The organism is Flavobacterium sp. GCM10022190 (genome assembly GCF_042656445.1).
Classification (GTDB): Bacteria; Bacteroidota; Bacteroidia; order Flavobacteriales; family Flavobacteriaceae; genus Flavobacterium; species Flavobacterium nitratireducens.
Window position 1 is genome coordinate 1,573,260 of the sequence record NZ_JBHSOQ010000001.1, and the last position, 13,310, is coordinate 1,586,569.

Below are 13,310 nucleotides of genomic sequence, written 5' to 3' on the forward strand. Positions count from 1 at the left end.
TTTTGTTTTTGTAAAGTAAATTTAAAACGAAAAACGAATGTTAAAAAACACTTTAACGCTGTTTAACAATGATTAACATTTCATTAATAGTTCGTACTTTTGTGAATCTTAACTTAATATAATGCAATTACATTTTTACAAATACCAAGGTACAGGAAATGATTTCGTAATCATTGATAATCGTTCTGGATTTTTTCCAAAAGAAGATACAAAATTAATTGAACGTTTGTGTGACAGGCGATTTGGAATTGGAGCTGATGGATTGATGCTGCTTGAAAATGATCCTGAAACGGATTTTAAAATGGTTTATTATAATTCTGATGGAAATCAAAGTACTATGTGTGGTAATGGGGGCAGATGTTTGGTGGCTTTTGCTAAACAAATTAATGTAATTGGTAATACCACTTCTTTTAATGCTGTTGATGGTTTACATCACGCCTCAGTCAATGAAGATGGAATTGTTTCTTTACAAATGATTGATGTGGATGCGGTAAAAATTACTCCCGATTATAGTTTTTTAAATACAGGTTCGCCGCATCATGTTCAAATAGTGGATGATTTGAAAAATTTTAATGTAAAAGACAATGGAGCCGCCATTCGATATGGTGAATTGTATGGTCAAGCAGGAAGTAATATCAATTTTGTAAAAAAAATAGATGATGCCACTTTTGCACTTCGTACCTATGAACGGGGAGTTGAAGATGAAACTTTAGCTTGTGGAACGGGTGCTACAGCAGCAGCTATTGCAATGTATGCAACGGGACAAACCAATTTAACAGCCATCAATATGGATGTCGAAGGAGGTAAATTATCAGTTTCTTTCAAAAAAGAAGGAGATAAATATGTAGATGTCTTCCTGAATGGTCCTGCAAAATTTGTTTTTGAGGGAACCATCGAAATATAATTACTGAAAATACGACTCACTTCTCATGGTAACACTAAAAGGAGATTCTATTTACTTAAGAGCGCTGGAGCCCGAAGATTTGGAATTTATTTACACTATAGAAAATGATGAAACTATTTGGGAAGTGAGCAATACGCAAACTCCTTATAGTCGTTTTTTAATTAGGCAATATCTTGAAAATGCGCATCAAGATATCTATGAAGCCAAGCAATTACGATTGGCCATTTGCAAAGATCAGGACTTTCCAGCTATTGGATTAATTGATTTATTTGATTTTGATCCTAGAAACAATCGAGCGGGTGTTGGGATTTTAATTCATAACAAAGCCAATCGAAATGCCAAGATAGGATCAGAAGCGTTGGACTTGTTAATTCGCTATTCTTTCGTGCATTTAAATTTACATCAATTATATGCTAATATTAGTTTAAAAAACGACGCAAGTGTAGCACTTTTTACTAAATTTGGCTTCCAATATATAGGGCTTAAAAAAGATTGGATTCTAATTAATGGAGAATATCAGGACGAAGCCATATATCAGTTAATCAATCAACAATTTTAAATTTTTTAGCTTTGAGCACAAAAAAAATGTTTTCAATCGCCGCGATTGTTGTTATTTCGGGATTGATGATTTATGGATTTGTTCTAATTGGACAAATATTTTCTAATAATACCAAGTTTTCGGAAGAGGAAGTTTATGTACATATCCCAACAGACGCTACCTATGCTCAGGCCTTGGATTCTGTAAAACCTTATATTACTCATTTAGATCGTTTTGAAATGGTTGCTAATAAAATGAGTTATCCTTCTAATGTGAAATCGGGACGCTTTTTATTGACTAAAGGAATGAATAGTTACGAGTTAGTAAAAGCCATGAGAAACAATATTCCAGTAAAATTAGCTTTCAATAATCAAGAAAGAATAGAGAATTTAGCAGGAAGAGTAGGTTCTCAAATAGAAGCGGATAGTGTTTCGTTGTTAAAATCGTTTAAGGATTCTATTTTCTTAAAAGAAAATGGTTTTACCGAAGAGAATATTTTAACCATGTTTATCCCCAATACGTATGAGGTGTATTGGAATACATCGGCAGATAAGTTTAGAGATAAGATGATTAAGGAATACCGTAACTTTTGGAACAAAGAACGTGCGGCTAGTGCTCAAAAACAAGGTTTAACACCTACTGAAGCCACGATTTTAGCTTCTATTGTACACAAAGAATCGGTTAAAAAGGATGAAAGACCTCGAATTGCAGGGGTTTATTTGAACCGATTGAAAGCAGGAATGCCTCTACAGGCAGATCCAACAGTGATTTTTGCTAAAAAGAAAAAGGACAATGATTTTAATCAAACGATTAAACGTGTTTTGTACAACGACCTATTTTTAAATTCACCTTATAATACTTATAAAGTGGTTGGACTACCTCCAGGACCTATTGCTATGCCTGATATTACGGCATTAGAAGCAGTTTTGAATCCTGAAAAACACGATTATATTTATTTCTGTGCTTCTGTAGAACGTTTTGGATACCACGAATTTGCAGCAACTTTAGCAGAGCATAATATAAATGCAAAGAAATATTCGGATTGGATTAGTTCACAAGGTGTTACAAGATAGTTTTGAAGGTTAAAAGTGTTTTATACTTTTTGTTTCTAATTGTAATTTCTAATTGCATGGCACAAAGCGGAATAGCTTCTTTTTTAAAACCTTCAGATACTTTAAACAATAAAAGGCAAAAGGCTGTTTTCGTTTCGGAAGCAGCCTTTTCGGCTATAAGTTTAGTGGGTTTAAACCAGTTATGGTACGCTGATTACCCTCGATCTAAATTTCATTTTATCAATGATAATCAGGAATGGTTGCAAATGGATAAGCTAGGGCATCTCTATTCCTCTTATCATCTGGGCCGATTAGGAAGCGAAATGTTGCAATGGAGTGGTTCCTCACCCAATAAACAATTGGTTTATGGTGCAGGATTAGGCTTTGCTTTTTTGACCGCTGTTGAAGTTTTAGATGGTTTCTCTTCGCAATGGGGAGCTTCTTCAGGTGATGTTATTGCCAATGCTACAGGAACGGTTTTGTATGTTTCTCAGGCATTGCTTTGGAAAGAACAACGCATTACACCAAAATTTTCTTTTCACACTACACGTTATGCCGCTTTAAGACCTGAAGTTTTGGGGGCAAATTTCGCTGAACAAATATTAAAAGATTACAACGGACAAACCTATTGGTTGTCGGCTAATTTGAGATCTTTTTTTAAAGCTTCAAAAATCCCAAAAGTTTTGAATATTGCCCTAGGCTATGGAGCTGATGGAATGATTACTGGAAGAAGCGAAAATCCTATTTTTTTAGCAACTGAAAACCCCTCTAGAACACGTCAATTGTATCTGAGTTTTGATGTTGATTTGACAAAAATCGAAACGCAATCGCATTTTTTAAAGACTTTTTTTTCTGTTTTTTCTGTTTTGAAAATTCCAGCCCCTACGCTCGAATACACTGCTGGTAAAGGGTTTAAGGGACATCTCTTGTATTTCTAAGTTGGATTAATTGCTTGATTTTCAGATTTGTGAAAAAAGATGTATCTTTGCGCGTAGAAATTTCTGAATGTGACAGGTTTAGAAGAAATTTAATTTATGATAAAAAAATGGTATTTTTACACCAGTCTAACTGTAATAATAGTCTTTATTAGTTACAGTTTTAAACCACAAAAAACAGAAGAAAACGAGTGGTTTTTGAAGAAAAATGTTGAAGGAATGCAATACCAATTTCCTTCACTCAAAGAAGAAGCTTATACCAGTTCAAATATTCCTTTTACAGGGAATTTATTTATCGGTTTTAAAGAAGCTATCGGATTAAGAGAATCCGAAAACAAGTACAAAAAAGTAAATTCGTTAGGGTATTTGGGGAAATATCAATTTGGTAACGAAACTTTAAGGTCTATTGGAATTCATGACACTCAAAAATTTTTAAGAAGTCCTAAACTACAAGAAAGAGCCTTTGTTGCTTTATTATCTAAAAACAAATCTATTTTAAAAGACATTATTGAGAAATACGACGGAAAAGTTGTAGGCGGTGTTTTGATTACTGAATCAGGTATCTTGGCTGCTGCTCATTTAGGAGGTGCAGGATCTGTAAAACGTTATTTTAAAAATAATGGTAAACGACAAATTCGAGATGCGTACGGAACTTCGATTCGTAGTTATTTAATCGCTTTTGGAGGTTATGATACTTCGTTCATTCAACCCAATGTAAATGCGGTTGTTTCCCTTTAATAGTAAACCAAAAAAAGATAAGAGTCATTTGTTTATAAATGGCTCTTTTTTTAGGAGTTAATTTCGTCAATAAAAAGGCTTAAAATACTACAAGCTATTTTACTGATGTTCGTACCAGGTCCGAAAATAGCAGCTGTTCCAGCATCAAATAAGTATTGGTAATCTTGATTAGGAATTACGCCGCCTACAACAACCATAATGTCTTCACGGCCTAATTTTTTTAATTCTTCGATAACTTGTGGAACCAGTGTTTTGTGTCCAGCCGCAAGTGAAGAAACACCTAAGATGTGAACATCATTTTCCACGGCTTGTTTCGCTACTTCAAATGGTGTTTGAAAAAGTGGAGCAATATCCACATCAAAACCAATATCGGCAAAGGCTGTAGCTACTACTTTAGCGCCACGGTCATGACCATCTTGCCCCATTTTGGCAACCATAATCCTAGGTCGACGACCTTCTTGTTTAGCAAAAACATCGGCTAGGTGTTTTGCTTTTTCAAAATGTTTGTTCTTTTTTATTTCCTTGCTGTACACACCACTAAACGATTTAATTTGTGCTTTATGTCTTCCGTAAACCGTTTCTAATGCCTGACTAATTTCGCCCAATGTGGCTCTTTCTCGTGCAGCTTCAACGGCAAATTCTAGTAAATTACCAATTCCAGTTTCGGCGGAAAGTCTTATTTTTTCTAAAGCTTCCTTTACTTTCGAAGCATTGCGTTTGGCTTTAACCTGAAGTAATCGTTCCAATTGTTGGTTGCGAACTTTTTCAATATCAATATTTAATATATTTAAAGATACTTCTTTTTTGGCTTGAAATTTATTAACCCCCACAATTATATCCTGTTCGCTATCAATTCGGGCTTGTTTTCGGGCAGCGGCTTCTTCAATTCGTATTTTTGGAATTCCAGTAGCTAAGGCTTTGGTCATTCCTCCTAAGGATTCGATTTCTTCAATATGTTTCCAGGCTTTTTGCGCTATTTCATGTGTCAAACTTTCCACATAATAGCTTCCAGCCCAAGGGTCAACAGTTTTACTAATCTTTGTTTCTTCCAATAAATACAATTGGGTATTTCGGGCTATTCGTGCCGAAAAATCACTAGGCAAAGCCATAGCTTCATCTAAAGCATTAGTGTGTAGGGATTGGGTACCTCCAAAAACAGCAGCGGCGGCTTCTATACAGGTTCGAGCCACATTATTAAAAGGATCTTGGACAGTTAAACTCCATCCGCTAGTTTGGCAATGGGTTCTTAAAATCAGTGATTTTGGATTTTTAGGATGAAAACTTTTGATGAGTTTCGTCCAAATCATTCTGGCAGCTCTCATTTTGGCAATTTCCATAAAATGATTCATTCCAATACCCCAGAAAAAGGATAATCGAGGGGCGAAATCGTCAATTTTCATTCCGGTGGACAATCCTGTTCTTACGTATTCTAAACCATCGGCGAGGGTGTAAGCTAATTCAATATCAGCCGTTCCTCCTGCTTCCTGAATGTGGTAACCCGAAATAGAAATCGAATGAAATTTGGGCATTTTTTTACTGCAATATTCAAAAATGGATGCTATAATTTTCATCGATGCTTCTGGTGGATAAATGTAAGTGTTGCGCACCATGAACTCTTTCAGAATGTCATTTTGAATCGTTCCCGAAAGTTTCTCGGGACTAATACCTTGTTCTTCGGCGGCAACAATGTAAAATGCCATAATAGGTAAAACGGCTCCGTTCATGGTCATCGAAACCGACATTTTGTCCAAAGGAATTTGGTCAAATAAAATCTTGAAATCTTCTACGGTATCAATTGCCACGCCTGCTTTGCCTACATCGCCTACGACACGTTCGTGATCGGAATCATAGCCCCGATGGGTGGCCAAATCAAAGGCAATCGAAAGCGCTTCCTGACCTGCTTTGAGATTTCGTTTGTAAAAAGCATTGCTTTCTTCTGCGGTTGAAAAACCTGAATATTGACGAATGGTCCAGGGTTTCTGAACGTACATGGTCGTGTGTGGACCCCGAAGAAAAGGAGGGAAACCCGCCCCAAAATCCAAATGTTCTAAATCTTCAATATCCTCTTCTTTATAGTTTTGTTTCAACTCAATTCCTTCGGCTGTAACAAAATTTTCAGTTGCCGAATTTTCTTTTGCAAAAGAATATTCGAAACTGGAGTTAACTTCAGATGGCTGAGTTTTGAGTTGAATATGGCGGAGGTCTTTTCGAATCATTTGGGTGTTTTTTTACCAATGTATAATTACTAATTGAATTTTATTGTTATTCGGCTGCGAGTCGTTCCTGTTCAATTTTCTCAGCCAAACGTTTTTCAATTATAGGGGTTATCAGAGTTTTTCGGGGTTTTATTTTTACAAAAGGATACAATTCGATGTTGTCTTTCATCTTGTCTTTTGGATTCGGGTATTTGTTGGTTCCAATTAAGATTTCCTTATCCGAATCAAAAAGCTGTTGTTCTTTGTCGGCACTCTCCTGAATTTTTCTTTTGATAATACCTTCATTCAGTTGTTTTAAAAAACCTCCGTTGGCTTCGATTTCTTTGAATAAAGTCAATGCTTTTTCAGCTAGTTGTTGTGTCAAAGTTTCGATATAATAACTGCCCTCAGCGGGATTGTTGACTTTGTCAAAATAACTTTCGTCTTTCAGAATCAACAATTGGTTACGTGCCATTCGGTCGCCAAATTCATTGCTTTTATGATAAATCGCATCGTAAGGCAAATTAGCAACGGCATCCGCACCTCCAATTATGGCCGACATGCATTCGGTAGTGGTGCGCAACATATTCATATTGTAATCGTACAAGGTTTTGTTGCGTTTAGTTGGGGTTACCAAAAGATGGCAATCTTTGTCATGGTAGTATTCCTTGGCGATTAATTGAAATATCAAGCGCAAAGCACGCAATTTCGCAATTTCAAAAAAGTAATTGCTTCCTACCGCCACTTCAAAAACAATGGATTGATGTATGGTTGGAATGCGGTTGAAATATTCATTGGCATGTGCCAAACCATAAGCCAGTTGTTGCACCATGTTGGCTCCCGCATTTTGGTACAAGCCCATATCGACGCTTATCAACGAACTTTCTCTGGTGTTTTTGGAAAGGAGTTGCAGCGATTCGAAATTGTTTTTTTCTTTAGTTTGGTGCCAATTTCCCTCGCGGGCTAATTGTCCGATAGGATCCAGATTGTAAAAAACCTTTCCTTTTTTTTGAGCAAGGAGGTTATTTATTTTCGAAATAGATTCCACCGATAAAAATTTGAAATCAAAATAGATCGGAGTGTTTTCTAAAGGCAAACTTGCAAGTAGTAGGGCAATATCCAGCGATTCATCGGTTATGGTAAAACGCAGGCTTTCGGCTCCTCTATTGAGTGAATCTAAAGCTCGGTCTATTGATTTTTGGATATCAAAAACAAAGATATTTTGGCAAATTTTAAATTGGGTGGCAAGGGTTGGAGCAGTAGCAATTTGGCTATAGTCGTCCCCATGATAAAAAGGTCTGACTTTGATGTCTTCGGGTGAATTCCAAACTAGATTTTCATTATAGTCGGCTCCATCCAATTCGAATTGGATTTTTTGTTTCCATTGTTTGGATGAAACAGCATCGAATTCTTCGAAAAGTAGAGTAGCCATTTTAGTTTGGTATTAATTCCCCTCTTGAGAGGGTTTAGGGATGTGTTGTATTATTTCTTTTCAATCGTGTCGCCTTCAAATTCAATGATATAGATATCTTCGCTGTCTTTTTTCATAAAGTATTTTTCGCGGGCGTATTTTTCAACTTGGTCAGGATTTTTGAGTTGTTTAATTTGTGACTCATCTTTTTTAATTTCCTCCTGATAATAGTTTTTGTTGTCTTCTAATTCTTCAATTTGATTGTCTAAAACACGATGATCAAAATAAGAATAATTGTCCAGAAATAACATCCAAACGACGAAAAATAATAAGGACCAAATGTATTTGTTACTTAAAAATTTGAACCAAGCTTTTTCTTTATAGGGGTTTGTCATGAGTTGTATTTAATTTCAAATGATGGTTACTTGATTTTTGGGGCTTCGACAGGCTCAGCCTGACAATTCAAGTCAATAATTAAACGCAATAAAATTACAATAAAATTATAGAATTTTTTGATTAATTACGCTGCGAAGCATGTCGATGGCTACAGTGTTGTAATGATTGTTTGGGATGATGATATCCGCGTAGGCTTTAGTAGGCTCAATAAACTGTTCATGCATCGGTTTTAGCGTTTTTTGATAGCGGTTTAACACCTCGTCCATATCACGACCACGTTCGGCGATGTCTCTTTTTAAACGACGGATTAAGCGTTCATCGGCATCGGCGTGAACAAAGATTTTGATATCAAATAAATCTCTTAATTCAGGATGTGCCAAAATCAAAATACCTTCTACTAGCATTACTTTTCTAGGGTGAGTGCTTATGGTGTCCTCGGTACGGTTATGGGTTACAAAGGAATAGACAGGTTGATCGATGGTTTGACCTGCTTTGAGTTGGTTTAAGTGCGCTACCAAAAGATCAAAATCAATGGCTCTGGGATGGTCAAAGTTAATCAAAGCACGTTCGTCATAACTCAAATGACCTGTAGGTTTATAGTAGGAATCCTGAGAAAGTACGCCTACTTCGGCATCCGGTAACTGATTCATAATTTGCTGTACCACCGTTGTTTTTCCACTTCCTGTACCGCCTGCAATTCCTATAATAAGCATAAAAAGGTTTTGTTTGATTTGCTAACAAAAATAGGGATTTAATCGCATTAGGCCACGGATAACACAGATTAAACGGATTAATACAGGTAGTTTTTTGGAAACGTTAAAAGAAACGGTTTGTTTTTGCTCCGCAAAGTCTCTGACTTTGAGGAATCGTTTTGCTGTCTGTGACAGCTATAGTATCGGTTGCAAACCGATAAACACTGCCGCAAAGTTGCAAACTTTGCGGAGCTGGGGTAGCATATAACGGTTGGGCTAAGAGTAGTTGCGTGGTTTAGCGATTAACTTTACAAGTACACACCAAACTGAAAATCCAATAGGATTTTCAGAAGTAGGCTAGAACAAGCAATTACTTTTAGCCATTATTGTGCTTAGTTTTTTTTAAATCTTGCAAGAAAATCATCAAAACTACCAGAGTTTTCAGGTAAGTCAAAGTCGCCATTTTTTGGTGCTGTTGTTTGACCAAATACTTTGTAAAAACTTTCAGTTTCTTTAATCCAAAATATCCAAGCTGTTCCAGTGCTTCCAGAACTATTATTAGCCCCAAAATTTCTTGAATAAATTTCAGAATCTAATTGAGAATCTAAAATTTTAAAATCAAGATTTTTATTTAATGTGTTGTTATATCCGACATACAAAAATTGTCCAATAGAATTGTAAGTAAAATGCAATAATTGACTTAAAAATTTTGTGTTAATTAAAGTTCCATCAATATTGTACACCTCTATTTCCGTTCCTAATCCTTTATTATATAAACGATGTATTCTGTTGTTTAGAACTATTAATCTATCGTAACTGTTATCAATGTAGTCAAAACTGTTACTGTAAATCAGCTGTCCATTAATATCATAAACACGGCATATTTGGTTTTTGTATCCTTGACCTAGCACAAAATTATTTTTACCAATTAAAAAGACTTTATTATTCTCAAAATAGACATTCTCAATTAAAGGATCGTCAGTGCTTAAGTCAATCGTTTGATTATTTATTAGATTACCAGCTTGATTAAATATCTTGTATTTCAGAGAATGTTCCTGTGAATTCCAGATTTCTGTAAAAGCTAGGAATCCATTAGAGAGACTTTTTAAACTTGCATAGATAGTATTAGTTTCTAATGTTTGTTGATTAATTAAAGTTCCGTTATAATCAAATGTTATTAAGTTAATATTTAATTGAGATGGATTTACCTCTTCCTGAACAAAAACTAAATTGATCTGATTGTTATAGTCATAGAGAATATAATTTGAAGAAATACCATAATTTGATATAACTGAAGATATATCAGTTGTTGTTGTATTGCCTGATTCATCAATTCTTATAAATTCTGATAAAGATGTCTCATTATTAGTTCTTAAATAAATGGAATTGTCATTTTTAATAGTTTCAAATCCGAGTCTTAATATCCCTGAAAACATTTGTAAAAAATAGGCATCATTTTTTTCTGGATTTTGTGATGAGTCACTGTCACTAGAACAACTCAAATTAGAAAGAATTAGGACTAATAGAATGATTATGTTTAAAATGTTCTTCATTATGATTTTGTTAGGTTGAAAATTAAGCACAACTCGTTTATACACGCAACAAAGTAGCTACAATCTACCTCTATTCGGTTGTATAGTCGCAATTTTATGCGTTTTAGTTTTTCAAATATATCAAAAAATATTTACAAATATAGGCTTCTGGTTTTTAGATTTAATTGTGTTTGAAAAGCTGGATGCGATTAGCTAAAGCTTAATTTGCTGCGCTTGGGTGCTTCCGCCACGTCGGACAAGTCGCTTTTCGCAATGACAAACTTGATGGGGATTGGGGTTTGCGTTAAGGATGGAAGCGGTATCTCCCGATACAAAAACGAGGCTTTTTGCCGAAGTTTTTATCGGGAATAAAGCGTACAGCCTGACCTGAGCCACGGAGCTTTGCGGAGTGGGGAAGGGAACGCCCAAAAAAAGAATAAGGAATTATGGGTTCTTTTTGGCTTTAATCATCATTTCGAGTTGGTCCCAAAGTTCCTCAGGAATGGCTTCCAGTAGGTTGAATTGGCCAGCGCCTTTGAGCCATTCGCCACCGTCAATCACGATGACTTCGCCATTGATATAAGCGGAAAAATCAGAAACCAGATAGGCAGCCAAATTGGCTAATTCCTGATGGTCGCCCACGCGTTTGAGTGGTACTTTTTGCGCTAAATCGAATTTTTGCGCTAAATCGCCTGGTAATAATCGGTCCCAGGCGCCCTTGGTAGGGAAAGGTCCGGGAGCAATGGCATTGGTGCGAATGCCGTATTTAGCCCATTCTACAGCCAGACTTCGGGTCATGGCAAGCACGCCAGCCTTGGCAGTGGCACTGGGAACCACATAAGCCGAGCCCGTCCAAGCATAAGTAGTGACAATATTTAAAACCGTCACCGAAGTTTGCTTAGAGTCAATCCAGTGTTTTCCAAATGCCAGCGTACTGTTTTTAGTTCCTTTTAAAACGATATCGATGATGGTGTCAAAAGCATTAGCCGAAAGTCGCTCGGTAGGCGAGATGAAGTTGCCCGCAGCATTGTTTAGTAAAACATCGACTTTGCCAAAGCTTTTTAAAACTTGTTGCAGCATATTTTCGACTTCCTCATAATGACGAACATCGCATTGCAGTGGCAGGCAGGTTCCGCCTGTTAGCGTTTCCAGTTCGGTGGCTGTATGTGTTAGTTTGCTTAAATCGCGGGAAGTGATGGCTACTTTAGCACCTAGTTCTAAGAAATATTTCGTCATGGCTTTCCCTAGTCCGCTACCACCGCCGGTAACAACAATTACTTTGCCCTGCAAGGCATCGTCTCGTAACATTTTTTGGTTAAAGTTCATTTTGATGAGGTTTTATGGTAAATATACGAAATCGGTTTTTCTTTTTTGCTAGGACATTTTGTAAAAAGGAACACAGATGACACAGATAAAACGGATTTTAATGAGTTTTTTTAATACAATCTGCGATAATCCGTAAAATCAGTTTAATCTGTGTACCAATTAATAATCAATTTAAATTTTACAAAGTCGTCTCGCAGCTTCTTCTAAAGTAGCATTATCCTTAGCAAAACAAAAACGAATCAAACGCAAATCTTTCCCATTTTCATAGAAAGTAGAAATAGGAATGGCGGCAACTCCGTGTTCGATAATGAGGCGTTTGCAAAAATCTACATCATTTTCATCCGAAATGGCTTTGTAGGACACGACCTGAAAATAAGTGCCTTCGCAAGGCATTAATTCAAAACGACTGTTGGTGAGTAATTTTCGGAAATAATCTCTTTTTTCCTGATAAAACGGACTGATTTCTTCTACCGAAACCGAATCTAAATACTCACTAATGGCTGCCTGAGAAATACTGTTGACGCTGAAAACCAGAAATTGATGTACTTTTTTGATTTCATACATTAAATATTCAGGCGCTACTACATAGCCAATTTTCCAACCGGTAATATGGAAGCTTTTTCCAAAAGAAGCGGTAATTATCGCTCGATTACGTAGGGCAGGACGTGTATTAATGGAGATGTGTTTTTGTTCGAAAGTGATGTATTCGTAAACTTCGTCCGATAGCAAAATGATATTGGGGAATTTTGCTAAAATGCTTTCCAATCTTTCGATATCGGTCAATGACAGAATCTTTCCTGTAGGATTGTGCGGGTTGGTAATAACAATCATTTTGGTGTTGTCATTACAGCCTTTTTCGATTAAATCCCAATTTGGGGTGTAATCGTCATTTAATGGAATTCGGACAGGAATTCCGCCGGATAACAGAACATTGGGTTCGTAAGAGTCGTAACTGGGGTCTAAAATAATGACTTCGTCTCCGCTTCCTACTAAAGCCTGAATACTGCTAAAAATGCCTTGAGTGGCTCCAGCTGTTACCAATATTTCGGTTTCAGGTTGAATTGTTCTTTGGTACGAATACTTAACCAGCTTAGCAATTTTATTTAGTAATGGCGGAAAACCTGCCATCGGAGTGTATTGATGAACGTCTTCTTTGGTCAGTTGAGCTACGATATCAGTAAGTTTTTGATCAACTGGAAAATTAGGGAAACCTTGGGATAAATTGATCGCATTGTACTCGGTTGCCATTTTTGACATAACCGTGAAAATACTGGTGGTGAAATTGGGAAGTTTAGACATGACTTACTTTTTGAAAGTCTAAAAATAAGGAAAAGTACCAATAAGTAGTGTTGATTGAACCATTAAGGGATTAAGTTTTTTAAGTTTAGCTTTTGAAAAAAACTTATGTGACTTTTGTGGTTAAAAAAAATAAATAACCATATAAGTCATATAAGTTCATGTAAGGGGAAGTTCTTAAAATGAAGTGTTTTGTATGGGCTATATGTTTTAATTTATTAATGGGAATTAAAAGCTTAAATAACTTACATGACTTATATGGTTTAAAAAAAAGCAATTATAATCATGTTAGCTA

At 36.1% G+C, this 13,310-nt stretch carries 12 protein-coding genes; 5 read left to right on the top strand and 7 right to left on the bottom strand.

Annotated features, from left to right (window positions below; translation table 11 throughout):
• Window positions 1–121: 121 nt before the first annotated feature.
• From dapF to ACFPTQ_RS06505, 5 genes are all read left to right on the top strand, one after another.
• Window positions 122–904, top strand: a complete 783-nt coding sequence (gene dapF, locus ACFPTQ_RS06485) for a diaminopimelate epimerase (protein ID WP_379775289.1) — start codon at window positions 122–124, stop codon at window positions 902–904.
• A 25-nt stretch (window positions 905–929) separates the two neighbouring features.
• Window positions 930–1,463, top strand: coding sequence for a GNAT family N-acetyltransferase (locus tag ACFPTQ_RS06490; protein WP_379775293.1), 534 nt, complete (start codon window positions 930–932; stop codon window positions 1,461–1,463).
• Window positions 1,464–1,489: 26 nt separating this feature from the next.
• Window positions 1,490–2,515, top strand: a complete 1,026-nt coding sequence (gene mltG, locus ACFPTQ_RS06495) for an endolytic transglycosylase MltG (protein ID WP_379775296.1) — start codon at window positions 1,490–1,492, stop codon at window positions 2,513–2,515.
• 56 nt (window positions 2,516–2,571) lie between these two features.
• On the top strand, window positions 2,572–3,432 hold the full coding sequence (locus ACFPTQ_RS06500) for a DUF2279 domain-containing protein (protein ID WP_379775299.1): 861 nt from the start codon (window positions 2,572–2,574) through the stop codon (window positions 3,430–3,432).
• A 96-nt stretch (window positions 3,433–3,528) separates the two neighbouring features.
• Complete coding sequence (locus ACFPTQ_RS06505) at window positions 3,529–4,167, top strand: peptidoglycan-binding protein LysM (RefSeq protein ID WP_379775301.1); 639 nt, start codon at window positions 3,529–3,531, stop codon at window positions 4,165–4,167.
• A 50-nt stretch (window positions 4,168–4,217) separates the two neighbouring features.
• Here the strand turns inward: ACFPTQ_RS06505 and scpA are convergent, their stop codons facing one another.
• From scpA to ACFPTQ_RS06540, 7 genes are all read right to left on the bottom strand, one after another.
• Window positions 4,218–6,383 carry a methylmalonyl-CoA mutase gene (gene scpA / locus ACFPTQ_RS06510; protein WP_379775304.1) on the bottom strand — a complete coding sequence of 722 codons (2,166 nt, stop codon included), beginning with the start codon at window positions 6,381–6,383 and terminating at the stop codon, window positions 4,218–4,220.
• A gap of 46 nt (window positions 6,384–6,429) precedes the next feature.
• Window positions 6,430–7,794 (bottom strand): methylmalonyl-CoA mutase subunit beta, encoded by a 1,365-nt coding sequence (locus ACFPTQ_RS06515; RefSeq protein WP_379775307.1) that lies wholly within the window; start codon window positions 7,792–7,794, stop codon window positions 6,430–6,432.
• 50 nt (window positions 7,795–7,844) lie between these two features.
• A complete protein-coding gene (locus ACFPTQ_RS06520) occupies window positions 7,845–8,168 on the bottom strand; it encodes an FtsB family cell division protein (RefSeq protein ID WP_379775309.1) in 324 nt (107 codons plus the stop codon).
• Between the two features lie 105 nt (window positions 8,169–8,273).
• Window positions 8,274–8,882, bottom strand: coding sequence for a uridine kinase (gene udk, locus ACFPTQ_RS06525; RefSeq protein WP_379775312.1), 609 nt, complete (start codon window positions 8,880–8,882; stop codon window positions 8,274–8,276).
• 371 nt (window positions 8,883–9,253) lie between these two features.
• A complete protein-coding gene (locus ACFPTQ_RS06530; RefSeq protein WP_379775315.1) occupies window positions 9,254–10,414 on the bottom strand; it encodes a hypothetical protein in 1,161 nt (386 codons plus the stop codon).
• 423 nt (window positions 10,415–10,837) lie between these two features.
• Complete coding sequence (locus ACFPTQ_RS06535) at window positions 10,838–11,719, bottom strand: SDR family oxidoreductase (RefSeq protein WP_379775318.1); 882 nt, start codon at window positions 11,717–11,719, stop codon at window positions 10,838–10,840.
• Window positions 11,720–11,890: 171 nt separating this feature from the next.
• Window positions 11,891–13,018 carry a methionine aminotransferase gene (locus ACFPTQ_RS06540; protein WP_379775321.1) on the bottom strand — a complete coding sequence of 376 codons (1,128 nt, stop codon included), beginning with the start codon at window positions 13,016–13,018 and terminating at the stop codon, window positions 11,891–11,893.
• Between the last annotated feature and the right edge of the window lie 292 nt (window positions 13,019–13,310).

What these genes read in the sequence shown, in the direction of transcription:
- ACFPTQ_RS06540 (WP_379775321.1), bottom strand. Translation starts at nt 13,018, where the DNA reads ATGTCTAAACTTCCCAATTTCACCACCAGTATTTTCACGGTTATGTCA.
- mltG (WP_379775296.1), top strand. Translation starts at nt 1,490, where the DNA reads ATGTTTTCAATCGCCGCGATTGTTGTTATTTCGGGATTGATGATTTAT.
- ACFPTQ_RS06520 (WP_379775309.1), bottom strand. Translation starts at nt 8,168, where the DNA reads ATGACAAACCCCTATAAAGAAAAAGCTTGGTTCAAATTTTTAAGTAAC.
- dapF (WP_379775289.1), top strand. Translation starts at nt 122, where the DNA reads ATGCAATTACATTTTTACAAATACCAAGGTACAGGAAATGATTTCGTA.
- scpA (WP_379775304.1), bottom strand. Translation starts at nt 6,383, where the DNA reads ATGATTCGAAAAGACCTCCGCCATATTCAACTCAAAACTCAGCCATCT.
- ACFPTQ_RS06505 (WP_379775301.1), top strand. Translation starts at nt 3,529, where the DNA reads ATGATAAAAAAATGGTATTTTTACACCAGTCTAACTGTAATAATAGTC.
- ACFPTQ_RS06500 (WP_379775299.1), top strand. Translation starts at nt 2,572, where the DNA reads ATGGCACAAAGCGGAATAGCTTCTTTTTTAAAACCTTCAGATACTTTA.
- ACFPTQ_RS06535 (WP_379775318.1), bottom strand. Translation starts at nt 11,719, where the DNA reads ATGAACTTTAACCAAAAAATGTTACGAGACGATGCCTTGCAGGGCAAA.
- ACFPTQ_RS06530 (WP_379775315.1), bottom strand. Translation starts at nt 10,414, where the DNA reads ATGAAGAACATTTTAAACATAATCATTCTATTAGTCCTAATTCTTTCT.
- ACFPTQ_RS06490 (WP_379775293.1), top strand. Translation starts at nt 930, where the DNA reads ATGGTAACACTAAAAGGAGATTCTATTTACTTAAGAGCGCTGGAGCCC.
- udk (WP_379775312.1), bottom strand. Translation starts at nt 8,882, where the DNA reads ATGCTTATTATAGGAATTGCAGGCGGTACAGGAAGTGGAAAAACAACG.
- ACFPTQ_RS06515 (WP_379775307.1), bottom strand. Translation starts at nt 7,794, where the DNA reads ATGGCTACTCTACTTTTCGAAGAATTCGATGCTGTTTCATCCAAACAA.